Below are 26,483 nucleotides of genomic sequence, written 5' to 3'. Positions count from 1 at the left end.
AAAATAAATGAGAATATGAAGCCGATTCCATTACTCGAAAAATAGGAAGTGTGTTGGCACGGGCCGCAGACTTCCGTCTGATGGCTTGTTCACGACACGACCGTTCAGGACAAGGGAGGCCGAGCCGCCGCCATCCAGATTATAAGCGTCGATGACGCCCAATTTTTTCAGCTTGTTTTGCAGTTCCTGCAGTGTAGCGCCGGATTTACCCTTCTCATCGTATCCTTCGGTTACGAGAATGAGCAGCTGATCATCCTTGTAATTGCCGATGACCGTGCGAGGTGCCCGTCCAGGGGCCGTTCGCCACTTCTCGGGAATGGTGGTTTTGTAGCCGTTTTGGAGCAGCACGGGCACAAAGGTAGCACCGAATACCGGATCCAGGCGATCAAGATCGCTCTGATTGTAGAATTTTCCACCGATCAGCTTGCCGGATTTGCTCATGCCAACAAAGGAAAGATCCTTAAAGCTCGGTTGAAATCCTGAAACGTACTTGCCCTTATAAAAGGTTGTGCTTAGCGGATGCCTGCCCCCGTTGCCATCCGCGTATCCGCCGGCATTAATGCCGGCAACCGCGCCATGCCGACTTACCGCACGCATGGTCGTTTCGACGGACCCGGGTCTGCCGCTTTCACTGCCCAGTGACATACTCATGGCGGAGGGGTCCTTCAGCTTGACCTTCATCGCGTAACCGTGATAGGTACCCGGATTGATCTTATATAACTCGATTCGAATCCGGTCGCTGTTAACCGTCTCGATCGGGACCCCCAGTTTGCTTGTGATCCGGCGGTTATAGATTTGCTCCGGGCGTGCAGCCTGGGATTCCGCGGTTCGCAGAATCGTTCCTACCGAGGCTGTCGTCTGCTGATAGAGCTTGGCTGTTTTTTCAATAGAAGATATCGTTTGCTCCGCAGTGACGGCCGCTTGATCCAATTCTTGCATGATGACGGCGGACTGTTCCGATATGCTGCTGGAAGGTATGTACTCAGCGGTTTCGTGTGATAGGTGCGGCGGCTTGGTTATCAACCACATACACAGCAGCAATCCGATAAAAGGAGCGATGGCTAGCATAAACGTGCGGTTGAGCTGCTTGGGACGAATATATCTCAGCCTGGTCACTTGAGCAGCTCCATCTTGCGTTCCAGCTCCTTCAGCTGTTTCTCTACCTGGCTTAACTGACTATACAGCTTATTGCTGTTGTCCGTCTTGCCGCTAGCCTGATCCTTGGTAAAGGTCAGCAGTTCATTAAAGGACTGAACCTTGCTCTGCATCTCATCCATTTCCTGAACCAGCTCATTAAACCTTTGGTCATACTCCGCTTTGAACGATGCCATCTCCTTGCGCGTATCCTGCTGCAACTGCACAACGACCTGCTCTTTTAAATGATTGCTATATAGGTAGGCTGCGGTCGTCCCCAGCCCGATCAGAACAATCCAAAATACCCAGAACCATTTGGTAGACGGCTCTTTTTGATGCACTTCCTCACGGGATTTATAGGGGGCATTGTTTTCCGGCTCTAACATTGGCATATCATCACCCCTCAAAAACTATCATTTTTTCCAGATATCATTCTATCATGTCAGGATTACTTTCGCAAAGACGAACAAAAAGCGCGCGTTTTTTATGAAAAATAGATTGCCTAGAAAGTTAGAGTGGGATACAATCTGTATAGATTTGATTATCAAATAGGATACATATAAGACATTCGCCATACATATCGTCAAAGGCCCTGCGTCTATAGGATTAATTAACCTTTTTTCTATACGGATAACAGGATGGAATTGTATCAATCCATAGCCGCAAACAACGAGAAATCGCATGCCGGGTATGTAAGGAAATGACGGCGCTTACTTAATAGAGATGATAGAGATTCAAGTTCGTTGAAACAGGAGGTCTATTAGAAAATGAATCAGGTTTGGCGGGTAGTTATAGTTGGCAGTCAACCTACAAGCATGCTGGGAACAAAATTGATTTTGGAAGAGCAGCAGGATCTGCTCGTTGAGGGAATGACATCCTCAGATTCAGAAGGGCTTCGATTGGTCGGGGATTTGCTTCCTGACTTGGTTCTATTGGATTATCACCTGCAGGAACACACGTCTGAAGCCGTGCTGGAGCAGATGAAGCAGCTGTCTCCGAGGACCCATGTTGTCATCATGACCGATAACGATGGTCTTCCCTTGCTGCAATCCTTGATCAGCCGCGGCGCAAGCGGGCTGTTATCCAAACAGGCATCCACCTTTCAGCTTATACATATGATTACCGGCCTGCGGGAAGGTGTTGCATCACTGCCGCTCGAGTGGGTAAGGCAAGGAATATGGCCGCTAACGGCCTTTGCCATGAATGAAGGTGGACTTCAGCTCTCCGAGACGGAGGCCTTTATTATGGAACGGATTGTCCAAGGCATCACCTACGATAAAATTGCCATGGAAATTCAAGTAAGCCGCCGCTCCATTGATAATTACCTCCGCAAAATATACGTGAAGCTTGGGGTCTCGACCCGTGCGCAAGCGATCGAAAAGTACGCACTGTATACCCGCCAAGGCAGGCAAATATATGCGTGATGTGGTTCATAAGGTATAATATATAAACATCAGGAATACCTTTTAGAGGTTGTTAAGAGGCTCCTGAATACAAAACCGAGGTTTTGATAACGGTTAGAGGAGGGACTTCCATGCAGTATTCCTTTGCTTCCCGTGCACAGACCCTTTTGTCATCCCCGCTGCGCGATATCAGGGAACTTGCGAAGCGGGATTCTTTTATTTCCTTGGCAGAAGAGCTTCCGGCCGAAGAGTTATTCCCTCTGCATTCTCTGGCAGAGGCAGCGACATCGGTCCTGTCTGAGGATCCGCTAGCGCTGCAGTATGGTGAGGCGGAAGGATACGGGCCGCTCCGCGAATGGCTGAGCCAGGATTTTTCCCGGCGAAAGGGGCTTAGCGTTCAGCCCCAGCATATTTTACTGACAACCGGTACGCAGCAGGCCATTGACTTGCTGGTCAGGGTGTATGTGGACCCGGGTGACCCGGTGCTGGTCGAGAATCCAACCTCGCCTGGACTGCTTCAGGTGCTGCGTCTACAGGGCGCCCTCATTGTGCCTGTTGAGGGAGATCAGAACGGGATGCTGCCAGAGCATCTCGAAGCGATGATCCGGCAGCACAAGCCGAAGCTGCTGATGGCTGCGCCCAATTTTACCAATCCGACAGGCGTGATGTGGAGTTTGGAGCGGCGCAAGCAGGTGCTGGAGCTGTGTGTTCAGCATGGGCTTCTCATTGTGGAGGATGATTCTTACGGCGATCTTTATTTTGCGGATGCCAAGAATCAGGGGACAAGAATTCCTTCAATATTCTCACTGGAGGAACCCCAGGGTAAGCATGTTCTATATGTTGGCTCCTTCAGCAAAACGGTTGCACCGGCGCTTCGTACAGGATGGGCCGCAGGAAATCGGCGCGTCATTGAGATGATGACGGCGGTGAAGCAAATGGCCGATTGGCAATCCAGTATGCTGAATCAGCGGATGCTGCACAATCTGCTGGAATCCAAGCATTTTCAGCTGGAGGATCACATCGGCATGCTGAACCGGGAGTACGCAACGAGGCTTAAACTGATGGTAGAGCTGCTGAAGCGCAGCGCATGGAAGGATTCGACGTATGCGGTACCTTCCGGCGGGATGTTTCTCTGGGTGCAGCTGCCACCTGGCTTGAATGGCGATGCGCTGCTGAGAGCTTCTTTACTCAAAGGTGCGGCTTTCCTGCCAGGCTCGATGTGTTCCGCCGAAGATCATACCCGTGAATGCATCCGGCTGAATTTTACGCATCCGGGCCGGGATGAGCTGCTGCTGGGCATGAATCTGATCAGCGAAGCGGTGCTGGAATTTACTGCCCGTAATTAGACATGGAAGGCTGCTTCTTTAAGTATCGTTAATAACATAGGGTAGGCTGCTGATTGGACCTGTTATCAGGTCTGGAGTAGAATCAGCAGCCTTTTTTTGCATCACGGGATTTGCCGGTTTTCGGGCTGATGAATGTACATTTTATGATTTTAACACGGTGGCGTAGTCTGCCAGGGCTTGGATACCGGCAGGCGTCAGCACGTAGCGTCCGCGGCTCACCCGGCGGAACCAGCCATAATAATTGCGCTGCAGGATATCAGCAGCCGATCCTACGCCGCTTCGATCACGCACAGCCGCGGGGGAAATGCCGGGCAGCGCAGCGGCTGCACGCCCTGCTTGAAGCCCGTGCTCCTGCTCCTGCAGTTCATGCAAGCTGCGCTGCTCCGCTTCCGCGGAATTCATGGCTGCAGCTACACGCAGCGTTTTCTCGCGATATGCGGTAACCAGCTTGGCTCTTGTTATGCCGCCCGTGTTGTAATCGCCGCTGCGCTCCCGAAACTCATACAACAGGCGCTCCTTCCGTCTGATGGCCGTTCGGCCCGTCTGTACGGCCATCTCCGGCTCACAGAGCACTTCCACAAAAGGCGCTTTGGTTTTGTAGAAGGTTACCGTGATAAGTCCCAGACCCAGGCGCCCGCATAACCCTGAGAGCTCGTTCCAGCGCTGATTGACCGCTCCTTTTTTCGCACGGCTCTTCTCGACCGCCAGATAAACGTACGGAGTCAGCTTCAGTCTCTCGATGCCCTGGAGCAGCAGCGCAAGATTAAATGTTTTTTTTAACTCCACAATAAGCGGCTCCTCGAGGCCTTCCTTCATACCGACAAGATCACAATGGCGAACCTCACCTTTTACTTCATATCCATTCATTTCAAAAAAGGCTTTTAAGGGAGCGTACAGCTCGGCTTCATGCTTTATCGCCATGGTTACTCTCCTTTTGATCCGAAACATGTTTGATGTCACGTTAATGTAATTTCAGTATAGCATGGGGACTGCTTTCATGCGTATCCGGGTGTAGACTGCTCGGAGAGTTCATCAAAAAAGCACTTGCTTGACTTCGAAAATAAGGTCAACTATTCCAAGTAAGCCGCATAGGTATGTAATACACTTTTTTCGAAAATGGAATGTTTTCTAATGACGCTGTGGAATGGAAGCCAATCCCCATAAACAGACTCATAGGAGGTAGCGATATGGATATTTTCGAACGCATAGCATCGTATCGGGCTGAAGGCGACCGTTTGGCGTGGAGCGGCACATTCAGGGAATACATCGAATTGCTGAAGAAGGACCCCTCTCCAGCCATGACGGCACATGCCCGTGTATATGACATGATCGAATCCTACGGTTTTGAGGAGATCGGGGGTCAGAAAAAATATAAGTTTTTTGAACAGGAAATTTTCGGTCTCGACCGTGCGGTTGAGAAACTCGTAGAGGAATATTTCCATTCCGCGGCCCGCAGGCTCGATGTACGCAAACGCATACTGCTGCTTATGGGGCCGGTCAGCGGCGGTAAATCGACCTTGGTTACGCTGCTGAAGAGGGGCCTGGAGAAGCATTCCCGTACCGACCGGGGAGCGGTGTATGCGATCTCCGGCTGCCCGATGCAGGAGGAACCGCTGCATTTGATTCCTCTTGAGCTCAGACCGGAAATCGAGAAGGAGCTTGGCGTTCGAATTGAGGGGAATTTGTGCCCGGCCTGCCAGTTGAGACTCAAAACCGAATACGGCGGAGATATCGAGCAGGTTGAAGTCCAGCGGGTGCTCATCTCCGAGGAGAGCAGAGTCGGCATTGGGACATTCAGCCCTTCCGACCCTAAATCCCAGGACATTGCGGACTTAACCGGCAGCATCGATTTTTCCACCATCACGGAATATGGCTCAGAATCCGATCCTCGTGCGTACCGTTTTGACGGCGAGTTGAACAAGGCAAACCGCGGTCTGATGGAATTTCAGGAGATGCTGAAATGCGATGAGAAGTTTCTGTGGAATTTATTGTCCCTGACCCAGGAAGGAAACTTTAAAGCAGGCCGCTTTGCGCTGATCAGCGCGGATGAGCTGATTGTGGCCCATACCAACGAATCCGAGTACAAAGCGTTTATAGCGAACAAGAAAAATGAGGCGCTGCAGTCCCGGATGATTGTGATGCCGATTCCCTATAATCTGAGAGTCAGTGATGAGGAGAAAATCTACTCAAAGCTGATTGGCCAAAGTGATATGAAGCATATCCATGTGGCGCCGCATGCCCTTCGTTCAGCCGCCATATTCTCCGTATTGACGCGCCTGAAGGAAACGAAGAAGCAGGGCATGGACTTGATCAAAAAAATGCGCATGTACGATGGTGTGGAAGTAGAGGGCTATAAAGAAGCGGATTTAAAAGAGATGCAGAATGAATACCTGGAAGAGGGGATGTCCGGTATTGACCCGCGTTATGTCATCAACCGGATTTCAAGTGCTCTTATTAAGCAAGATCTTCAGTGCATTAACGCGCTGGATATGCTGCGGGCGATCAAGGACGGTCTGGATCAGCATGCTTCCATCACGAAGGACGAACGGGAGCGTTATCTGAACTTCATCGCCGCCGCACGTAAGGAATATGATGACTTGGCCAAGAAGGAGGTGCAGAAGGCTTTTGTGTATTCCTTCGAAGAGTCCGCCAAGACGCTGTTTGAGAATTATCTGGATAATATCGAGGCGTTCTGCAACTGGACGAAAATCCGCGATCCGCTGACCGATGAGGAGATGGATCCGGATGAAAGACTGATGCGCTCGATCGAGGAGCAGATCGGAGTCTCGGAAAATGCGAAGAAGGCTTTCCGGGAAGAGATTATGATTCGCATCTCAGCCTACTCGCGCAAGGGCAAAAAATTCGAGTACCACAATCATGAGCGCCTGCGCGAAGCGATTGAGAAGAAGCTGTTCACCGATCTCAAGGATATCGTCAAGATTACAACCTCGACCAAAACACCGGATGCCGTGCAGTTGAAACGGATCAACGAGGTCAGCTCCAGATTGATTGAGGAGCATGGATATTGCCCGGTATGTGCCAACGAGCTGCTGCGCTATGTGGGCAGTCTGTTGAACCGGTAATGTCGAAGCTGTATGTTGAAGTTGTAATCTAGAACAAAGTGATTAACGTGAGAGACCACTCTATGGATTCGGGGTGGTTTCTCACGGTTTATAAAGGAGTTATCCTGGTTATGATTGGTGCAAACCTGCGTGTAATTAGGACTTTAGGATTATGTCCAGGTGGTAAATATAGGCTATAATGGACCCTAAGTACTTGAACCTGTGATATGGATCACGCTATTTAGGAGTGGATTTTTCGAAATGATTGATGTTTCCCCAAAAAGACGTCAACAGCTGGAGTTTATCGGATTGGATGAGCACGGGTTGGCGCTGTTAGCCAACCATCGTGATGTGTTTGAGAAGGTCGTGGAAGAGGTCGTTAACCGGTTTTACGCGCAGATCGGCACACAGCCGCAGCTGATGCAGATTATTGATCGTACCTCGACCATGGAGCGGCTGAAGGAGACCCAGCGGGTGTATTGGTTGTCACTCGCAGCTGGCAGAGTGGATGAGTCTTACATTTCCGACCGAATCAAGATCGGACAGGTTCATTCCAGAATTGGCCTGACAACGGACTATTATCTCGGAAGCTACATGGTGTATCTTGATATTGCAGCCGATTTGCTGAAACAAATCGTGCCGGATCAGTGGACTCAAGTGGTGCATGCGCTTAGCAAAATGTTTAATTTGGATTCCCAGCTCGTACTGGAAGCTTACGAAATGAAAGAGAAAGAGAAGATTAACCGATTGGTCACGGATCAGCAAAAAATGTTGGAAGCGATTACAGAAGCAGTCCAGGAATTGACCGCCATGATTGTGGAGCTGGATCAAAGTGCAGCGCTTATGGCCGACAATGCCATGAAGACAGCAGAAGCGCAGGATAAAGCGCATACACTAACTTCGGAGCTTGGCAATGAAATCCTGCACATCGAACAGATGGGGAGTTTGATCCGGGAAATTTCGGATCAGAGCCACTTGCTCGGCCTGAATGCCGCGATTGAAGCAGCTCATGCTGGCGAGTTAGGCCGAGGTTTCGAAGTTGTTGCTGGCGAAGTGCGAAAGCTTGCCACCCATTCCAAGAAGGCGATGGACGAAATTCAGGACAAGGTCAGCGGCATCATCCGCAAGCTGGGGCTCGTTGAACAGGAATCGGAGAAAACGTCAATTAATGCCCGCAATCAGGCGGCAAGCTCGCAGGAACTGGCTGCCTTCGTGAAGATGATGGAGAAGCTGGCTGATGATTTGGAATCGCTTCAACATGAGTATGATGTTCAGAAGCATGATACCCATGTCGAAACCTTGAAGCAAGCTGAGAAGGTGACCGTCTAGGTCAAGCAGCCTACGCATGGATCGTTGAATATCGGTAAACAAAGCACCCGCGATGAGGGATTCACTCACTCGCGGGTGCTGTTGTTGTAAGCAGATATATCCATGCATCAAGCACTGTTAAATAAATCGCCGATGAAGTTTCTTGCCGTCATAGGAGAACAGAATCGGTTTGCCTTCGATCATGCTGTGCAGATGCACAGGTTTGCCCCAGAGCCGGTAAACATAAGGGATGGTGCGTTCCATGTATTTAAGGTCAAGCTCAATCCCTTCGTATAAATGCTTGATCATCATCTCACCGGAACGGAGATGATCGCCATCGGTAATGACGAGAAACGGGGAACCTCCGTTCACACGGGAAACGACCAGCTGGTCGCGGATATTCTCCCATGCTTTGTCGGTGATTTTCCACTCCGGCCCCTTTTTCTCAAAAACGTAGAGATCCAGATCCTCCACTAATTCCTTTGTCAAATAATTGCGCAGGAATGAGATGTCCGAATCATATTCGCGTACATCAAACATCTTCTCCCGGTCCCAGCGGCGTTCGATATCCTCGAAAATCTTAAGCCCGAGGTAATAAGGGTTCAGGCTGTGGCGTGACGGCTGTACGACCGAGGCGTTAAGCTTGGCGAATTCCACGGTTTCCTCGCTGGTCAGATCCATTTCCCGCAGGATGCGCTGATGCCAGTACGAAGCCCAGCCTTCGTTCATGATCTTCGTTTCCATCTGCGGCCAGAAGTACAGCATCTCCTCTCGCAGCATGCTCATGATATCCCGCTGCCAATCCTCCAGAATATCGGAGTGTTCCTGAATAAACCACATGATGTCTTTCTCCGGTTCCGGCGGGAAGCGCTTTGGTGTCGGGGTTGAATTCTCGGCTTTCTCTTGCTTTTCTTCATCGATGTCCCACAAATCGTCGTACCGGCCAGGGGGCTTATGCCGTTTGGCTTCCTCCTTGCGCTCCAGTACCCGGCGAGCATTGTAACGCTGCTTGTCGAGTTTATCCGGTCTAATAATATGAGGATCTACATGCTCCTGAATCGCAAGCACAGCATCGATAAACTGCTCAACCGCTTCGGTCCCGTGCTCAATCTCATAGCGGGAGATACGCTCGGCCGTTGCCGACATGCTCTCGACCATATTGCGGTTGGAGACGGAGAAGCGGGCGTTGTTCTTGAAGAAATCACAGTGTGCCAGCACATGGGCCACAATGAGTTTGTTCTGGATCAGGGAATTGCCGTCCAGGAGAAACGCGTAGCACGGATTGGAGTTGATGACGAGTTCGTATATTTTGCTAAGGCCGAAGTCGTATTGCAACTTCATTTTATTAAAGGTTTTTCCAAAGCTCCAATGGCTGAACCGGGTGGGCATGCCGTAGGCGCCGAAGGTGTATATGATGTCTGCCGGGCAGATCTCATATCGCATAGGGTAAAAATCAAGGCCAAAGCCTGTAGCGATTTCGGTAATCTCCGCAATAGAACGTTCCAGTTCCGCGATCTCGTCTTGGTGCACGAGGATCCCCCCTTCGTCATGAAAAACATGGCTCTTATCATTTATATGGCAACTCGCTGCAGATATGCGGGCTGAAGAGGGGAGGGCGTGAATATGTACAGGCCGCTTCTAGAAACTGGGCTTTCAGCTCAGTCTGAAGATGTAGGAAGCGTCCGGTCTATGTAATGATGTTCTGTATGAAACTTTGCGTTATAATGGGAGTAATCCAGCGGATTGGAAGACTTGCCCATTTATTAACCGATGGACAATAATATGAAGTAGGGAGGCATATGGATGATTGAATTTCCCAAACCCGATGTAGAACAGTTTTTTCAAACGTACAGTATTCGTACTTTTGGAATCAGTGCAGACGAGTCACGGCTTGTGTTCAGCAGCAGTCTGAACGGAAAGTTTAATTTATGGGCGATGGATTTAGCAGGGGATACAGCTTACCCTTACCCGCTTACATACAATGATCAGATCAGCAGCTTTATCAAGCTCGACCCGGAAGGACGACATATTTTAACAGCCTTTGACCGTGATGGGAATGAGAACTATCAATTCCACGCGCTGCGCTGGAACGGCGGGGAGCCGATTCCTCTGTTTGAAGGAGCGTCAGGGGATGACAAGCATTATTTTGTACATCTGTCAGAGGACGGCAGACGCTTATACTATGTAACTTCGAAAGACAATCCATCCTTCCTGAACTCGCGCGTGTTTCATCTGGACACCAAAGAGGATCAACTTCTGCTTGAGGGCAAGGATACGTCAACCGAAATGTGTGCAGTAAGTCCCGATGAGAAGACCATCGCATACACCAAAATGTATGCCAACACCTACTATGTGAGTTATGTGCAGCGTGAAGGCGAAGAGCCGTTGTGCCTGACCCCTTCTCCTGAGCAGGTGCATATATCGGGCGATGCGCTGTTTATTGACAACGATCAAGTCATTTTTGCTACGGATTATGAATCGGAATTTTCCTACGTTGCCCGCTACGATATTCCTCAGCAGAAGTTTGAGCCCTTGTGCCGTATCGATCGGGAAAGCATCCAGCTCCTGCGCTATCATAAGGATTCGCAGACGCTGTACATCGTTACGGAGAAAGGGGTGGGGGATCGGCTGTATGCCTATTCGCTCGATAGCGGCGAGTTAACGCCCATACCGCTTCCTTCCGACATTGTGGAGCAGCTGAATGTGACAAAGTCGGGCCATCTGTACCTGCTCGCCCGTGGTGCCGTGAAGCCGCTTAACATTTACCGCTATGCGGACGGCAAGTGGAGCATGATAACCAAGAACGTTCTGACAGGATTAACCGATGAGGATTTGGTGGCGCCGGATGTCGTGACCTATAACTCTTTTGACGGCATGGAGATCGAGGCGCTCTTGTTCCGTGCCCAATCCCATGTTGCGAACGGTTATACGGTATTTTGGCCGCATGGAGGTCCGCAAGCCTCGGAGCGCAAGCAGTTCCGCTCCATGTTCCAGTATATTCTAGCCAAGGGATACAACATCTTCTGTCCAAACTTCCGCGGCAGTACGGGTTATGGCAGCTCCTTCGTGAAATTGGTGGAACAGGATTGGGGCGAGGGACCGCGCAAGGACTGTCTGGCAGGGATGGATTGGCTGTTTGAGCAAGGTATTTCAAGCCGGGAGAAACTCTTTGTCATGGGTGGAAGTTATGGCGGTTATATGACCTTGCTGCTGGCAGGGCGCAATCCGGAGTATTTCAAGGCTGCTGTCGATATCGTCGGGGTCAGCAATCTGTTTACCTTCTACAACTCGGTACCGGAGCATTGGAAACCGATTATGGAGCGCTGGATTGGCGATCCGGAGCGGGATAAGGAAAGATTCATTAAGGATTCGCCGATTACGTATCTGGATGACATGGTGAATCCGATGCTGATCATTCAAGGGGCTAACGATCCGCGTGTCGTTAAGGAGGAATCCGACCAAATCGTCGAGGCGCTCCGGGCTAAAGGCCGGGATGTGGAATACCTTGTGTTTGACGATGAGGGCCATGGCATCACCAAAAAGGCCAATGAAAAAATCGCTTACGCGCGCATGGATGAGTTTCTTAAACGCAATCATTAATCATTAGGGCAAAAAAAGAAGAGGCATCCCTCGGGTCCATCAGACCTTGAAGGTTGCCTCTTTCCGTTTATTGATCCAGATCCTCGCGAGGATTCCACAGCTTGATTCCGTCGTCTTCCAGGATACCCAGAGTTACATCCGAGATATTCGGATCCTGTGTCAGTATGGCGTTGATTCTCATTTTGGTATGGCTGGCTTCGGCAAGCGACATCCCTTTTTTCAGTTCGATATACGCCTCCACGTGATAGTTGCGGCCCTCTTGCAGAATACGCAGACGGTTGATATCCCGCACGTCCGGGTCGTTAAGAATGAGATTGGAGATTTTCTCCTCGACATCCTTAGGCGCGGCAACTCCGATCAAGCCCACCATGTTGTCATATCCAACTTTAAAGGCAACGCCGACCATCAGGCAGCCGATCAGAATCGTAGCAATTCCGTCCAGGATGAGGAAATCCATGAAATGCGCAAACACGATGGCAATGAGAGCGAAGAGGGCGCCAAGCGTGGCAACAATGTCTTCATAGAACACCAGCCTTGTTGGCGGAGCAGCGCGACCGGCATTTTTGAATGCGGCAGGCAGCAAGGCAAAACCGGTTGCTTGAACGCGGGTTTCCTTCATAATCTCTTTCATGGCTTTCATCAGAATGGAGCCGTCTATAATGACAGCGATGACCAGTACGATAAAATTGAGCCAGAAATTCGTAGCTTCTTCAGGGTGCTTTAATAACTTGAACCCTTTGAGTATCGTTTCATACGCCATGATGGTCACCACGATAACAGCAACCATGCAGACCAGATTAATAACCCTGCCGAATCCGGTCGGGAACTTCTTGGTCGGCTTTCGCTCTGCCAGTACGCTGCCCACAAATACAAATCCCTGGTTCACGGCGTCAGCCACCGAGTGCATGGCGGATGCAAACATCGTTCCGCTGCCGCTGATGGAGGCGGCAATTGCCTTAATAATAGACAATCCGGTGTTGCCCAAAGCCGCAATCGCTGAAGAGGTGTTTCCTTTCTTAATGAGCTGCCAAGTGTTCTTCAATCCAAACCCTCCGTCTAAAATGTCAATTTCTATTTAATCTGAAGTATATATTATCATACCATTCCAAAATAAGGGTATCCTCATTCTCGGCAAGAATGGTAATTATCACGAAATTTACTTACCATGTTTTTTAATACATTAAACATGATTGACTCATATCTTCATTTCTTACCCAATACATTAAGAATATAGTGGAAAATAAAGGGATGAGTAAGCAGAGGAGAATTGAATTCGGCCCCTTAACGAGCAAGCAACTGCCTTGCAGCAAAGTCAATAAACATAAGGAGGAAATGTTATGAAAGCGTTAACAAGTCCGGAGGCAGTAAAGGGTAATGGGAACGAGGAATGGGGGCTTATTATTTGCTCCAGATGCGATGAAATGGTGGACACGATTCCTACCGACGGCGTAAAGATCATCTACGGATATTGCGGCAAAGGAGAATGCAAAGGCACCGGGCCCAAGGATGGATCATCATAACGATTAGCTAAAATGAAAACGAAAGCATGCTTAAGGGACGTCTGTTCCGAGGGCATGCTTTTTTATTGAATTATAAGCTTTTTTGATGGGAACCAAAAAAAATATTGATACCCAATAAAGCAAATTTAGACGAAAATATGTTGCATATATAATATATATGACGTATTATATCGGCAAGTAGAGGAAATGCATGCAGGAGGGATCACTATCGAACTGACGACAAGGCAGCAGGATATCGTCGATATCGTAAAAAAACACGCACCCATTACAGGAGATCAGATTGCGGAGATGCTGAATGTCAGCCGAGCTACGCTTCGCACCGATTTATCCAAGCTTGTGGTGTTGGATTATATCGATGCCAAACCCAAGGTAGGGTATTTTCTGGGGAAGCGGGGAACTCCTGACCGGGAGGAGAAGTTCCGCCTTCTCAAAATGAAGGTTGGCGACCTGCACGGCGTTCCGGTAATTGTACGCGAGACAACGACGATTCACGAGGCCGTTGTATCCTTGTTTCTGGAGAATGTAGGGAATCTGATCGTTACCGACGCCGATGGTCATCTCGCGGGCATTGTGTCCCGCAAGGATCTGCTCAAGGTGACGCTTGGAAATCCGACGGCGTCCTCCATGCCGGTAAGCCTGATTATGACCCGCCAGGCGAATGTGACAACTGTTCAGCCGGAAGATACGGTACTGGACGCCGCACGTAAAATCATCAATCATCAAATCGACAGCTTGCCGGTTGTTGTGCCATCCACCACGGGGAATCCGGGGGAGCACTGGAAGGTCGTGGGCCGGATCACGAAGACAAATATCATCAAAATGCTGCTCGACATGGTAGCCGAGGAATAGTGGGAGGAATCGGATGAATCAGGCAATAACTCATTTCATAGCAATCTGTTCAGACTCCATCGGGGAGACGGCCGAAGCGGTTGTCCAAGCTACATTGCGCCAGTTCGAGCTCCCGAATACAGAGATTAAGCGATATATGAATGTACGGGAAGAAGATGAATTGACCGAGCTGATGGAGGAGGTGGCACGGCGCGGAGGTTTTGTGGCTTACACGCTCGTGCAGCCGGAGCTTCGCGAGGTCATTCGAGAGGAAGCCGTGCGGCTCAATATTCGTACAGTGGATATTATGGGTCCGATGATGCAGGCGTTCGCCGATACGTTTAACGACTATCCCAAACGGCTGCCGGGGCTGCTGCACCGGCTCGACGACAGCTACTTCCGGCGTGTGGAAGCGATGGAATTTGCTGTTCAGTATGACGATGGCAAAGATGTGAGTGCCATCTTGAAGGCGGATATCATCCTGCTGGGCGTATCCAGAATCTCGAAGACGCCGCTATCGATGTTTCTCGCTCATAAAGGCTACAAGACGGTGAATTTTCCGATTGTGCCGGAGATGTCACCCCCATCCCAGCTCAGAGAAGTAACGAATGGGAACATCATTGGACTTACGATAGAGCCGGAGCATCTTCTCAAAATCCGCAGCGAGCGTTTAAAAGTAATGGGGCTCCCGCATCAGGTACAGTACGCATCCCTTGAGAGGATTCAAGAGGAGCTGGATTATGCCTTGTCGCTGTATACAGAACTGGGATGCCCTGTCATCGATGTCACCGACAAGGCCATAGAGGAATCCGCAGGTCTGATTATGAATTTCTTGAAGTAAGCAGGCAGGAATGGGTATGGAAAAAAGCAGAAGGAGGGGATTCATAATGGAGAGTTCATTAGCATTGGAGCTTGTAAGAGTGACGGAGGAAGCGGCATTGCAATCCGCCCGGTGGACAGGAAGAGGAGACAAGAACAGTGCTGATGAAGCCGCTACGGTCGCCATGCGCAAGCATTTTGATTCCGCAGCGATGGATGGGGTTGTTGTCATTGGGGAAGGCGAGATGGATGAAGCGCCCATGCTGTATATTGGAGAGCGCGTAGGGAACGGCAAAGGTCCGAAGATGGATGTGGCCGTCGATCCTCTCGAAGGAACCGAAACGGTAGCAAACGGGCTGAATAACGCCCTGTCTGTGATTGCAGCCGCTCCTCAGGGAACCCTTCTGCATGCGCCTGATATCTATATGCATAAGCTTGCGGTAGGACCTGAGCTTGCAGGCAAGCTGAGTTTGGACGATCCCATTGCGGTTACGCTTCAAAAGGCATCTGAGCTGTTATCAAAACCGCTGTCGGAGATGACGGTCTCCATTCTGGATCGTGAGCGTCACAGCTCCATGATTCGAGACTTGAGGGAGTCCGGGGTAAGAATCAAGCTGCTGAGTCATGGCGATGTCATGGGTGCGATCGAGACCTGCACCGACAGCGAGGTGGATCTCTATGTGGGTTCCGGAGGAGCACCGGAAGGTGTGCTTGCCGCTGCTGCCCTGAAATGTCTGGGCGGAGAAATCCAGGGGCGGCTTATACCGGAGACACCGGAGGATTATGTAAGATGTCAGGCTATGGGCTTGAAACATCCGGAGCAGCTGCTGTCGATGGAGGATATGGTAGGGCGGGAAGGCGTACTGTTTGTAGCTACCGGCGTTACGGCCGGGGATTTCCTGCGCGGCGTTAAATATATGGGTCAGCGTGCCGAAACGCATTCGGTCATGATGTATTCCGGCACAAGAACCGTTCGTTATATCCGCAGTGTTCATCATCTGTTTCAGAGTAATGAAACCTTAGCAGTGGCAGCGTCTTCATAATCACTCAAGGCTGAATAGACCAAGGGCACTCGAAGGGATTTAACCTTTCGACGTGCCCTTTTCTGTTTGTTTATGAGTGGTACATGCAGATCCGACTCGATTTATCCGTGTCTCTTCCGTCCGAGAATCAGCCAAGTTCCTCCCAGCACAAGCAGCACGGCAATGACAGGCTGAACGAATGACAAGTAATTCAAGATCGGCCCGATGGAGAATACAACGAAGAACAGCAGCGACAAGACAGTGAGAATGTTGATGGGGATTAGCAGCCACTTGTTGCGCGACCCGAACCAGTAGAACTCGAACAGCCCGGCGGCTACGGCGAGGATGAACCCAGGCCACATGGTTTGCCATGAGTCGAACAAGGAAGCGATCTGGCTGACAATGCCGGCTGTGAGGAGGATGCCGCCCGGGATCAGCAGCCCGATGCCCTGTCTTCCTACCAGAGAGAAGTACATCCAGTGAAAAAACAGTCCTAATGGTATGACAAACATGGTGGGCCAGAATGTGGCGAAGATGGAACCGGCGCCTACCGAACCGCCTTGGTTCAAGAGTAAGTAGGCGCCGAGCAGAATTAGCAGCGGTGCCAAGATTGTACGTTTCGTCATACAAACTTCGTTCCTTTCCTATGTAAAATGATTAATCCAAGAATACCATGCGAAGGATCAGGATGTCCTCGGTCCGGGGGGAATGTTTCACCTAGACTTTAGTCTAGGATGTAGGGTTTGGCCGGAGGACATGCCGTTTAATAAGGACATAAGCTGCCGTTAGCCATGGAAAACAAGAAAAGACAGTCCCGCAGCTAAAGCAACACAGCAGAACTGTCTTATGATGAACAAAATGTTATTTAAGAAGGCTTCTTCGTATACATGAGTCCGACGGTTTGAGGACCGCAGTGGCTGCAAATGACACAACCGGCTGTAGAAATGCTGACTTGCCTAGCTCCGGTGTTCTCCTGCAGTTTTTTCTGAATGAAGCGGGCTTCCTCTTCAGCCATGGTATGTACAATAACAATCAGATCGTTGTCCATGTTATCCACTTGAGCGAGGGCATTCTGGATCATCTGGTCCAGCGCCTTCTCTTTCTTGCCGCGAACCTTGTAAGCAGGCGTCATGCTGCCGTCCACGACTTTGATAACCGGACGGATTTTCAGCAGACTGCCAATGATATTTTGCATGCCGGAGCAGCGTCCGCCTTTGTGCAAATATTCCAGTGTATCAACAACGAATTCGCATTCAACTTCGTTCACGGTGCGGTTTAACAGCGCAACGATTTCTGGAATGGACAAGCCTTCACTCGCTGCATGTACAGCTTTCATGACAAGCAGTCCAATGCCGGATGACAGATTGCGTGAATCGAAGACCGTTACCCGGCCTTCCGGCAATTCGTCTGCGGCTATCAACGCATTTTGGTAAGTGGAAGAAAGCTCGGATGAAATGCTAAGGAACAGGATATCTTCGCCTTGCTCTATGGAAGGTGTGAAGGCAGCAATGAAATCGGATGGAGAGGGCGCCGCAGTTTTGGGCAGGCTGCCAATCTGATCTACCCTGGCATATAATTGTTCAGGAGTAATGTCCACTCCGTCGCGCAGGGATTCTTCTCCAAACACAACATAGAGCGGGATAATGCCGATATTATATTCTTTTATCCACGAGGGTGGTAAGTCGCAGGTACTGTCAGCAAAAATTCTAATTTTTCCAGGCATGAACATCTCCCTTTATCAACTATTTGAATCTGTACTACTAGAATAACCTGTTTAATGAGAAAAGGGAATGCTCTTGCCATATTGGGCGCGAATTGGACGCGTAAAGACCAATTGTGAATCGATAAAGCCGCAAAAAAAGCTCCCGCTGTTTGGCTCGCAAGGCCAAGCAGCGGGAGCTTCCCTAGTTTATACATCAGGAATGGGCCAAACCCGATGGTTATTTGGACGACTCCAGATATTGCTTAATGAAGAGCTGGGCGTTTGCATCGCGTTCCGTGCCTTCACGAATCCCGGCAAACATGTCTTTCTTCAGAACAGGGAGCTCCTCGCTCATGGTGCTGCCTAAAATATCGACGGCATACACATGCTCCGAGCCGTCTTCCTCATTCGTACCCTTCACGAGTTGTTCCGGGGTCAACAGATCCTTCCATACGCCTTCCACCTCGGCTTCAAGCGGTCGCACCATTCCTTGATTACCCACCCAATCATAGGCGGTTTGATCCATGATGTACAGGTCCGGCCGCTCGGTGGACAACACAAGCAGAGCCTTCTGCAGCATGGCTGCATCCTGTGGGTTGTTGGAATCCAGAGGAGGGACGTAATTCATGGTAACGGTTACGCGTTTCCATTCGGGAAATTGTGCCAGAATCGCATCTTCAATCGGTGTGAGGTCCTGTCCGCCATCCTTGTTCATATAAGAACCGAGGAACATAACTTCCAGGTCAACCGGCGGCAGGCTGGCCAGCCGTTCTTTCTCGGCCTGATGGTTGAAAATACTAATGACGATATAAATGAGTACTCCGATCAGAGCAATGCCGCCGAGTACATGAAATTTATAATAACGGAAGAAATGATCGGTTTTCTCCGCTGTCCCGGCAAATTTCTTATATTTACCATATCGTTTCTGGTTCATCTCTTCCAAAGATTTGCGGGTCTCTTCTTCAAGGATGAACTTGTAGGCTTTGGTGATTTCCGAAAATTCGGCTTCGATCTCCTCCGCTCGGTCGGGCTCCCGCCTTTGATGTGAACGGGTTTGGCGCATGAGCAGGGTATACCGGTCGTCGAGCTGCTCCTTGGTAGCATCCTCAGGCAAACCCATTCGCTCATAGGCTTCTTTCATTTGGTCCATTCATGTCACCTCTTCTATACTGTGAGAGTTTCCTAGTTACCAGTATATAGTGTAAAGGCTATCGGTTACAAACGTTTACGTGATGTTCAAATGATTGCCGGCTTACGATTAAGAACATAATCACCAATAACAAAATAAACGGCCAGGATCTACCATCAGGCAAGGTGAACGATTGAAACTTTTGATGAATGTTTTTGAATGATTTTGAAATGTTGTGATTGTTTTTTGTGCTGATTATGTTACTATAGGTTCTAAAGGGGTGGATTCATTATGCTGACGGAAGAAAGATACCGGATCATATTAGAACGCTTACAAGAGCGCGGTGTTGTGAAACTGCAGGAATTGGTGGAACTTCTTGAAGCTTCTGAATCAACGGTAAGACGGGATCTGATCGATCTGGAAGAACGACAATTATTAAAGCGCATTCATGGGGGAGCTGCTCTGCCAAGTCCCAAAATGCAAGAACCCGGCATCGAGGAGAAAACCTTCAGAAACATTCAACAGAAAAATGCCGTTGCCCGGTTGGCGGCAGCCCAAGTGGTGGATGGAGAAAGCATATATATCGATGCGGGAACGACTACGCTGGCGATGATACCGTTCATTGAAGCGAAGGACGTAACCGTGGTTACGAATGGCTTATCCCATATCGAAGCATTGGTAAGCAAGCGAATCAAGAGCTATCTTCTGGGCGGAATGATGAAAATTCATACCAAGGCCGTCATCGGAAGCATCGCTCTTCAAAACATGGACAACTTTCGCTTTGACCGGTGCTTTCTGGGCACGAACGGCGTGGATGTTGAGATGGGTTACACCACGCCTGATCCGGAGGAAGCCTTGATTAAGCGTCGAGCGCATCAGCTGTCCGCGTCAAGTTATGTCCTGGCGGATTCCAGCAAATTAGGCGAGGTCTCCTTCGCCAAATTGTTGGACCTGAACGAAGCGACGTTGATTACGGAATCCTTGACTCCATCTTGGCGGAAGTCCATTTCACAGAAAACCAACATAATTGAGGGATCATAATGATATATACGGTAACGCTGAATCCTTCCATCGACTACATCGTGGAAGTTGAGTTTATAGAGCTGGGCGGTTTGAACAGAATGACTCGGGATATGAAGTTTCCGGGCGGCAAAGGAATTAATGTATCGCGGGTGCTCAACCAGCTTGGAGCTGAAAATACTGCCATCGGCTTCCTGGGTGGCTTCACCGGACGATATATCGACGAGACGCTGAGTAGGGAAGGGATCCGCACTGATTTTGTAAATATCGCGGATGATACCCGGATCAACGTGAAACTTAAGCACGGTGACGAGACGGAGATCAACGGCCTTGGACCCGTCATCCGTCCAGAAGAAACGGACGCGCTGCTTCATAAACTGTCACAGCTTCAGGCGGGAGATATCGTTGTGTTGTCCGGCAGTGTTCCACCATCGCTGGGACCTGGCTTCTATGAGCGTCTGATCGGAGCGTGCCGCAAGAGCAGTGCCGAATTCGTAATGGATACAACGGGGGAGGCCCTGATGAAGGCGTTGGTCCACAGGCCGCTTCTTGTTAAACCGAATCATCACGAACTTGCGGAATTGTTCGGCGTGGTTATCGACTCGAACGAGCTGCTTGTGACCTACGGCCGGAAGCTGCTTGAGGAAGGCGCCCAGCATGTGCTGATCTCCATGGCCGGAGAAGGTGCACTGTTGATTACAGCTGATCAGGTTTATCACGCCAATGTACCGTCAGGCACAGTCCGAAACTCGGTCGGAGCTGGCGATTCGATGATTGCGGGTTTTGTCGGCACGCTTGCTCTTGGCAAGGATTTATTGGAGGCGTTCCGAACCGGGGTTGCATCCGGCAGCGCAACCGCGTTCTCTGACGACCTGGCTGTTAAGGAAGCCATTGATCGGCTTATTCCGCAAGTTAACATCACGAAGTGGTGAGCCGCTGTATATCTGAAGAAGGCAGCCTGCGGAAACTTGTGCCCCAGCAATAGTCACGATTGAAATCAAGGGAGTGATCCAATATGAGAATTACAGATTTGATGATCCAGGATACGATGATCATGGATCTGAAGGCAGTCACGAAGGAGGCGGCCATCGACGAACTGATCGCCAGTTTGGCCGCTAGCGGGCGAATCAATGACCCGGTCCTGTTCAAAGAGATGATTCTGAAGCGTGAAGCTGAATCGAGTACCGGCATCGGAGGCGGCATTGCGATGCCCCACGCAAAAACGAAAGCGGTTAATGAACCGACCGTTGTGTTTGCCAAGAGCAGCAAGGGCGTGGAGTTCGAAGCGCTGGATGGTGAGGCAGCTTATGTATTCTTCATGATCGCTGCGCCTGAGGGAGCCGGGAATACGCATCTCCGTACGCTTGCCGCGCTTTCACGGCTGCTGATTGATGCCGAATTTATCGGGAAATTGATGGACACGAAGACGCCCGAAGAGGTAACGGAGTTATTTGATACCAAACAGGCTGAAGAGGAAGCGGTTAAGGCAGAGAAGGAAGCAGCCCGGATCCGGGAAGAGGCTAATAAGGAAACGGAAAAGCACGAGGAATCCGGCAGCCATTCCGAGGCAGCCATTTCGACAGGTGCTGACGGAAACGAGAATGCTTTTGTTGTGGCTGTAACAGCGTGTCCTACCGGTATTGCTCATACCTTTATGGCTGAAGATGCGCTTAAGAAGAAGGCCCAGGAAATGGGCGTTGAAATCCGGGTGGAGACCAATGGCTCGGAAGGTGCGCAAAACGTGTTGACGGAGGAAGAAATCCGAAGAGCGGCCGGTGTCATCATTGCCGCAGACAAAAATGTGGAGATGGCCCGTTTCAACGGAAAGTCTGTGCTGCAGCGGCCTGTAAGCGATGGCATCCGCAAATCGGAGGAGTTGATCCGCAAGGCGGTAAGCGGTGATGCGCCGATCTACCGAAGCGAAGGCGGAGCTGCTGCAACTCAACCGAAAGACGCAGAAAAAGGCGGCATCGGCAAAAAAGTATACAAAGATCTGATGAATGGTATTTCTCATATGCTGCCTTTTGTTGTGGGTGGCGGGATTCTTCTGGCTATCTCCTTCCTCATCGAGCAGCTTGCCGGAGAGGACCATCCGCTATTCCAGCTGCTGCAGACGATTGGCGGCGGAGACGGTGCTTTCCACTTCCTGATACCGGTCCTTGCGGGATTTATTGCGCTCAGCATAGGCGACCGTCCGGCTTTAATGCCCGGCATGGTCGGAGGTCTCATGGCATTGAATTCAAATTCGGGGTTCCTTGGTGGTCTGGCGGCAGGATTCTTGGCGGGTTATGTTGTCATCCTGCTGAGGAAAGCGTTTGCCGGTCTTCCGCGAACGCTGGACGGCTTAAAGCCAATTCTGCTGTATCCGGTTGTGGGCCTTCTTATCACCGGTACGGTCATGTTCTACCTGTTCGATCCGTTCTTCAGCTGGATCAATCTCGGTCTGGTTGATATTCTTAACAATTTGGGTACCGGAAATGCGGTAATTCTAGGTCTTATCTTAGGCGGGATGATGTCCATTGATATGGGCGGTCCCTTCAATAAAGCAGCCTATGCATTTGCGATCGGCGTATTTACGTCCAGCGGCAATACGAACGGAGCCATGATGGCTGCGGTCATGGCCGGAGGAATGGTTCCTCCACTCGCTATTGCACTGGCCACAACATTGTTCAAGCACAAATTCACGGAGCAGGAACGAAAGTCCGGTCTGACCAACTATGTGATGGGTCTTTCCTTCATAACGGAGGGCGCGATTCCGTTTGCTGCCGCTGATCCGCTGCGCGTGCTGACTTCCTGTATTCTCGGTTCGGCGGTTGCCGGTGGATTGACGCAGCTGTGGAGCATTAACGTTCCTGCACCTCACGGAGGGATATTTGTTGCCGCGCTTGCCAATCATGCGCTTCTGTTCCTGCTGGCAGTTGTAATCGGTGCGGTGCTGTCAGGCATGCTGCTGGGAATGTGGAAGAAGCCCCTTGAGCGTAAATAGATTTCAAGTTAAACATGACTATACGGGTTGGGACGGGCATCTTTAGATGCTCGATTCCAGCCCGTTTTGTCCTCGTGGGCTTCCACAGCGGCTGCCGTCGGGATAAACAGTGACACATTCTCAGCTCTGCAGCATGTTATAATCGAATGAAATACGGATAACGGAAGGAGAGATCGAGGGATGAAGGAGCTTGGACAAGGTAAGGATAGGAGCCCGGAACAAATCATAGAGGAAATCAATCAGACTTCCACCTCTTACGGGATGGCGGCGGTTTGGTTTCTGGGACAAGAGAGCGTTGTCATCAAGGGTGGCGAGGTCGTCATTTACATTGATCCTTATATGTCGGATGAACTTGAGCGCAGGGGCGGATTCCAGCGAGCATTTCCCGCGCCGCTGCAGCCGGAGCATATTCGGAACGCGAATATCGTGCTGATTACCCATGAGCATGATGATCATATGGATCTTGCCACCATCTCGGTGATAGCCAGGCAGAACCCGGACACATGGTTTGTTGCACCGGCTCGATGTCATGAAGCGATGCAGGGGGCTGGTGTAGCGCCTGAAAGGCTGGTTGCAGCGGTATGCGATGAGTGGCAGCAGCTCGACGGTGTACGCCTGATGGCGATTCCCGCTGCCCATGAAACCTTGGATGAAGACGAAGTGTACGGACATCGTTTTGTCGGATATTTGATGGATATCCAGGGCGTTCTCATCTACCATGCGGGAGATACCGTAGTATATCCAGGCTTGGTCGAGAGGCTGCAGGCACATTCGATTGATATCGGTATGGTGCCGATCAACGGGGGAGATGCGTTCCGCCGGAAGGACGGAATTGTAGGGAATATGGGCTTCCGGGAGGCAGCCGAGCTTGCAGCAGCGTCGGATTTCGAGCTGACCATTCCGATGCACTACGATATTTTCCCTTGGAATGGGGAGAAACCGGGTTACTTTGTTGATTACTGCTATGAGAATTATCCCTATATGAAAACCAAGGTAATGGCAAGAACAGAACGCATGTTTTATGTAAAAGGTTAGGCATCTTCCAAGCATCAGAAATGTTGGAGTGGAATTTTTTTTCAAATGTGGGACAACGAGTTCGCAATTTTTCGGAATGACAAGCATATGAATTAGACATGCCCTTATAGATGGAGATGTCGGAAATGGTGTCATTTCGAAAACATGTCATAATCGTGATCGGCAGCTTTCTGATCGCGATGGGGACGAACTTTTTCCTTGTCCCGCATAAAGTTCTGGACGGTGGAGTCATCGGCATTGCGTTAATTGCCAACTATGTGTTTGATCTACATATTGGATTTGTCATCATTCTGTGCAGTATCCCCATGTTTATTGCAGCCTGGATACTAAATCGTGAAATATTTTACAATAGTTTGTCAGGCATGCTGATCTCTTCTTTTGTCATTGACCTGCTATCACCACTGCGAGCTGATTTTTTGCAATTATTTGCCCCGAATGTGATCTTTAGTGCAGCCATTGGCGGGGCGCTAATTGGGACTGGCCTTGGATTGATGCTGAGAAACAATGCAAGCACAGGGGGAACGGATCTGCTGGCACATTTCTTGGCAAGGTACCTGCCGCTTAATGTAGGGGTCATTATTCTGCTAATGGATGCCATCATCATTGGGGTGGGCGGACTCCTGCTGTCTGGAAGTACATTCGTTTATTCCGTGCTGACGATTATCTCGGGCGGCTTTACCACAGGGATGTGTACGCAGCGGCGGTGGGCGAGGAGAAAACGAAATAAATAACAGGCCTAACAAGAATTGATTCTTGTTAGGCCTGCTGTCATGATAATGAAATTATGACGGGGAGTGGGCTTTTTTGAAGGCATTCATGTAAGCGCGCGCCTTCTCCGTAATGAGGTTATAATCCCCGCTCTTGAGTGCGTCCTTGGTCAGATCGGATCCGATTCCGACAGCAAATGCTCCGGCCTTAATCCATTCGTGAAGGTTGTCCAGGTTCACGCCGCCGGTCGGCATAATGTTGGCTTGCGGAAGCGGGCCCTTCATGGATGGAATAACCGATGGAGAGTACAGGTTCCCCGGGAAGAGTTTAATGACATCGACACCGAGCTCTAGCGCGGCGATCATATCATGAACGGTGACAGCGCCCGGCATGACCGGTATCCGGTAGCGATTGCAGAGCATAATGGTATCCCGGTCGAGGCTTGGGGACACAACGAACTCAGCGCCAGCCAGTATGGTGATTCGGGCCGTTTCGGAATCGAGGACGGTGCCGGCACCGATGATGGCATAATCATCAGCTTGCGGATCCTTGGAAGAGTACATTTTGGATAGCGTTGTAATGGCTTCCGTAGCAAAAGGTACGGTCATCGTGACCTCGATCACTTTAATGCCGCCTTCAATGGCACGCTTGGCGATTTCCACTACTTCTTCTGGAGAATCTCCGCGCAAGACAGCTACAACACCGGCTTGATGAATCTGTTCAATCAGTCTTAGTTTTTTCATGCTACACAGCTCCTTGTCGTATGATGAATGAATTAGGGATTATAGCTTATGAAAAGGTCTAGCGCTCGATATGAGCCGAATGGCCGCGCCGCTGCTGAACCTCATCCCATGTCGGAAGCGCTTCCCAATCACCGGGAGCTTGGATAACCAGCGAGCCGGTTAAACCACCCAGGGATAAAGCCTCTTCCGGTGTCCAGCCTTTGGCAATACCGGCAAGGAAACCGGCACAGAAACCATCGCCTGCCCCCACGGTATCCACCACTTGCTCTACGCGTTCAAACGGAAGGGAGTAGGTTACATCCTGGTGAACCATTACGTTGTTTCCGTTGAAACTCTTGATAATGGACATTCCAGGCAGCTGCCGCAGACGGTTGATGATGACCTGCTCATCCTCGGTTTCAAATAAAAGCTTGCATTCATCGTAGCCGGGGAGGAAATAATCGCAGGCTCCGGCAAGCTCCAGCAGAACAGGGCGGGCTTCCTCTATATTCCATAACTTGAGCCTTAGGTTGGGATCAAAGCTGATCAGAACGCCATGCTCCTTGCACACAGAAATCACATGCCGAATCGTATCCAGGCAGCTGCTGCTCAGCGCTGCCGTAATGCCGGTGAAATGAAGAATACGGGCATTAGCTATGTATTCGGAATCCACGAGATCCGGCGTCATTTGACTGGCCGCTGAGCCTTTGCGGTAGTAGTACACGGAGGACTGACCGCGTACATTCTGTCTTAGCATAAGGCCGGTCGGCGCGGCATCGGTTTGCCTGGCGCGTGAAACATCGACCCCTTCTCCGCGAAGCGTTTTCAAAATACCGGTTCCGAGCGGATCGCTGCCCAGTTGACCAAACCAGCCGCTGAAGCAGCCTAGCCTGGCCAGGCCAATGGCCAGATTGCTCTCGGCTCCGCCGAAGGATTGCGCCAAACTTCCGCCTTGACCAATTCCCCGTGTGCCTTCCGGATATAACAATCCCATGGACTCGCCGAATGTGATGACATCCATGGACTGCGTACCATTCTTCATAGAATCTACCTCCTTGTAGTCCGCCTTTTGTTATTACCACTTTACCCTGATGTAGAGCATAACTCAATAACAATTCACACAATATAAATAACCTCCT

At 50.3% G+C, this 26,483-nt stretch carries 24 protein-coding genes; 14 read left to right on the top strand and 10 right to left on the bottom strand.

All coding sequences use genetic code 11. From position 1 onward, the window contains the following. Positions 1–30: 30 nt before the first annotated feature. Entirely contained in the window at positions 31–1,116 is a 1,086-nt protein-coding gene (locus M2277_RS04850) for a phosphodiester glycosidase family protein (protein ID WP_148246616.1), read from the bottom strand. Next, positions 1,113–1,520: a hypothetical protein gene (locus M2277_RS04845; protein ID WP_348537768.1), complete on the bottom strand. Its 408-nt coding sequence runs from the start codon at positions 1,518–1,520 to the stop codon at positions 1,113–1,115. The genes M2277_RS04850 and M2277_RS04845 overlap by 4 nt, the downstream gene beginning before the upstream one ends. 381 nt (positions 1,521–1,901) lie before the next feature. Between M2277_RS04845 and M2277_RS04840 the strand changes: the two genes are divergently transcribed. Beyond that, complete coding sequence (locus M2277_RS04840) at positions 1,902–2,558, top strand: helix-turn-helix transcriptional regulator (protein ID WP_280754277.1); 657 nt, start codon at positions 1,902–1,904, stop codon at positions 2,556–2,558. A 110-nt stretch (positions 2,559–2,668) separates the two neighbouring features. Further along, entirely contained in the window at positions 2,669–3,883 is a 1,215-nt protein-coding gene (locus tag M2277_RS04835; protein WP_036639622.1) for an aminotransferase-like domain-containing protein, read from the top strand. A gap of 141 nt (positions 3,884–4,024) precedes the next feature. On the opposite strand, the gene M2277_RS04830 is transcribed toward M2277_RS04835, so the two are convergent. Further along, positions 4,025–4,804: a DUF2161 family putative PD-(D/E)XK-type phosphodiesterase gene (locus M2277_RS04830; RefSeq protein ID WP_036639619.1), complete on the bottom strand. Its 780-nt coding sequence runs from the start codon at positions 4,802–4,804 to the stop codon at positions 4,025–4,027. 266 nt (positions 4,805–5,070) lie between these two features. Here M2277_RS04830 and M2277_RS04825 point away from each other — a divergent pair, with 266 nt between their 5' ends. Together M2277_RS04825 and M2277_RS04820 are read left to right on the top strand one after the other, a co-directional pair. Continuing rightward, positions 5,071–6,966: a PrkA family serine protein kinase gene (locus M2277_RS04825; protein ID WP_036639617.1), complete on the top strand. Its 1,896-nt coding sequence runs from the start codon at positions 5,071–5,073 to the stop codon at positions 6,964–6,966. A 240-nt stretch (positions 6,967–7,206) separates the two neighbouring features. Further along, positions 7,207–8,274 (top strand): globin-coupled sensor protein, encoded by a 1,068-nt coding sequence (locus tag M2277_RS04820; protein ID WP_036639614.1) that lies wholly within the window; start codon positions 7,207–7,209, stop codon positions 8,272–8,274. Between the two features lie 117 nt (positions 8,275–8,391). On the opposite strand, the gene M2277_RS04815 is transcribed toward M2277_RS04820, so the two are convergent. Then, positions 8,392–9,783 carry a SpoVR family protein gene (locus M2277_RS04815; protein WP_006212170.1) on the bottom strand — a complete coding sequence of 464 codons (1,392 nt, stop codon included), beginning with the start codon at positions 9,781–9,783 and terminating at the stop codon, positions 8,392–8,394. A 273-nt stretch (positions 9,784–10,056) separates the two neighbouring features. On the opposite strand from M2277_RS04815, the gene M2277_RS04810 reads away from it, so the two are divergent. Beyond that, the gene (locus tag M2277_RS04810; protein ID WP_280754276.1) at positions 10,057–11,853 is read left to right on the top strand and encodes a S9 family peptidase; all 1,797 of its coding nucleotides are present in this window, start codon (positions 10,057–10,059) and stop codon (positions 11,851–11,853) included. A 67-nt stretch (positions 11,854–11,920) separates the two neighbouring features. Here the strand turns inward: M2277_RS04810 and M2277_RS04805 are convergent, their stop codons facing one another. After that, on the bottom strand, positions 11,921–12,895 hold the full coding sequence (locus M2277_RS04805) for a cation diffusion facilitator family transporter (protein WP_006212168.1): 975 nt from the start codon (positions 12,893–12,895) through the stop codon (positions 11,921–11,923). Positions 12,896–13,190: 295 nt separating this feature from the next. Here M2277_RS04805 and M2277_RS04800 point away from each other — a divergent pair, with 295 nt between their 5' ends. From M2277_RS04800 to glpX, 4 genes are all read left to right on the top strand, one after another. After that, positions 13,191–13,373 (top strand): GapA-binding peptide SR1P, encoded by a 183-nt coding sequence (locus tag M2277_RS04800; protein WP_006212167.1) that lies wholly within the window; start codon positions 13,191–13,193, stop codon positions 13,371–13,373. Between the two features lie 186 nt (positions 13,374–13,559). Further along, positions 13,560–14,222 carry a helix-turn-helix transcriptional regulator gene (locus tag M2277_RS04795; protein ID WP_006212166.1) on the top strand — a complete coding sequence of 221 codons (663 nt, stop codon included), beginning with the start codon at positions 13,560–13,562 and terminating at the stop codon, positions 14,220–14,222. A gap of 13 nt (positions 14,223–14,235) precedes the next feature. Continuing rightward, positions 14,236–15,042 (top strand): pyruvate, water dikinase regulatory protein, encoded by an 807-nt coding sequence (locus M2277_RS04790; protein ID WP_006212165.1) that lies wholly within the window; start codon positions 14,236–14,238, stop codon positions 15,040–15,042. A gap of 46 nt (positions 15,043–15,088) precedes the next feature. After that, positions 15,089–16,063, top strand: coding sequence for a class II fructose-bisphosphatase (glpX, locus tag M2277_RS04785; protein WP_280754275.1), 975 nt, complete (start codon positions 15,089–15,091; stop codon positions 16,061–16,063). A 101-nt stretch (positions 16,064–16,164) separates the two neighbouring features. Here glpX and M2277_RS04780 read toward each other — a convergent pair whose 3' ends face one another. From M2277_RS04780 to M2277_RS04770, 3 genes are all read right to left on the bottom strand, one after another. Then, on the bottom strand, positions 16,165–16,668 hold the full coding sequence (locus tag M2277_RS04780) for a hypothetical protein (protein ID WP_006212163.1): 504 nt from the start codon (positions 16,666–16,668) through the stop codon (positions 16,165–16,167). A gap of 239 nt (positions 16,669–16,907) precedes the next feature. Next, positions 16,908–17,765 carry a DegV family protein gene (locus tag M2277_RS04775; protein WP_280754274.1) on the bottom strand — a complete coding sequence of 286 codons (858 nt, stop codon included), beginning with the start codon at positions 17,763–17,765 and terminating at the stop codon, positions 16,908–16,910. A gap of 217 nt (positions 17,766–17,982) precedes the next feature. Further along, entirely contained in the window at positions 17,983–18,894 is a 912-nt protein-coding gene (locus tag M2277_RS04770) for a J domain-containing protein (RefSeq protein WP_006212161.1), read from the bottom strand. Positions 18,895–19,164: 270 nt separating this feature from the next. Here M2277_RS04770 and M2277_RS04765 point away from each other — a divergent pair, with 270 nt between their 5' ends. The 5 genes from M2277_RS04765 (at position 19,165) to M2277_RS04745 (ending at position 24,645) form a co-directional block, all read left to right on the top strand. Continuing rightward, positions 19,165–19,914, top strand: a complete 750-nt coding sequence (locus M2277_RS04765; RefSeq protein WP_063480411.1) for a DeoR/GlpR family DNA-binding transcription regulator — start codon at positions 19,165–19,167, stop codon at positions 19,912–19,914. Beyond that, positions 19,914–20,825: a 1-phosphofructokinase gene (gene pfkB, locus M2277_RS04760; protein WP_148246618.1), complete on the top strand. Its 912-nt coding sequence runs from the start codon at positions 19,914–19,916 to the stop codon at positions 20,823–20,825. Before M2277_RS04765 ends, pfkB begins: the two co-directional genes overlap by 1 nt. 83 nt (positions 20,826–20,908) lie before the next feature. Further along, on the top strand, positions 20,909–22,879 hold the full coding sequence (locus M2277_RS04755; RefSeq protein ID WP_280754273.1) for a PTS fructose transporter subunit IIABC: 1,971 nt from the start codon (positions 20,909–20,911) through the stop codon (positions 22,877–22,879). Between the two features lie 180 nt (positions 22,880–23,059). After that, positions 23,060–23,914 carry an MBL fold metallo-hydrolase gene (locus tag M2277_RS04750; protein ID WP_006212156.1) on the top strand — a complete coding sequence of 285 codons (855 nt, stop codon included), beginning with the start codon at positions 23,060–23,062 and terminating at the stop codon, positions 23,912–23,914. Between the two features lie 125 nt (positions 23,915–24,039). Continuing rightward, positions 24,040–24,645 carry a YitT family protein gene (locus M2277_RS04745; RefSeq protein WP_006212155.1) on the top strand — a complete coding sequence of 202 codons (606 nt, stop codon included), beginning with the start codon at positions 24,040–24,042 and terminating at the stop codon, positions 24,643–24,645. A 51-nt stretch (positions 24,646–24,696) separates the two neighbouring features. Here M2277_RS04745 and M2277_RS04740 read toward each other — a convergent pair whose 3' ends face one another. Beyond that, a complete protein-coding gene (locus M2277_RS04740; protein WP_006212154.1) occupies positions 24,697–25,365 on the bottom strand; it encodes a bifunctional 2-keto-4-hydroxyglutarate aldolase/2-keto-3-deoxy-6-phosphogluconate aldolase in 669 nt (222 codons plus the stop codon). A gap of 58 nt (positions 25,366–25,423) precedes the next feature. Next, positions 25,424–26,386: a sugar kinase gene (locus M2277_RS04735; RefSeq protein ID WP_280754272.1), complete on the bottom strand. Its 963-nt coding sequence runs from the start codon at positions 26,384–26,386 to the stop codon at positions 25,424–25,426. Positions 26,387–26,483: the final 97 nt, after the last annotated feature.

This window comes from Paenibacillus sp. LBL (assembly GCF_029893715.1).
In the GTDB taxonomy this organism is placed as follows: domain Bacteria; phylum Bacillota; class Bacilli; order Paenibacillales; family Paenibacillaceae; genus Paenibacillus_AQ; species Paenibacillus_AQ glucanolyticus.
Note: the sequence above shows the minus strand (reverse complement) of the source record. Positions and strands in the feature narration are given on the sequence as shown.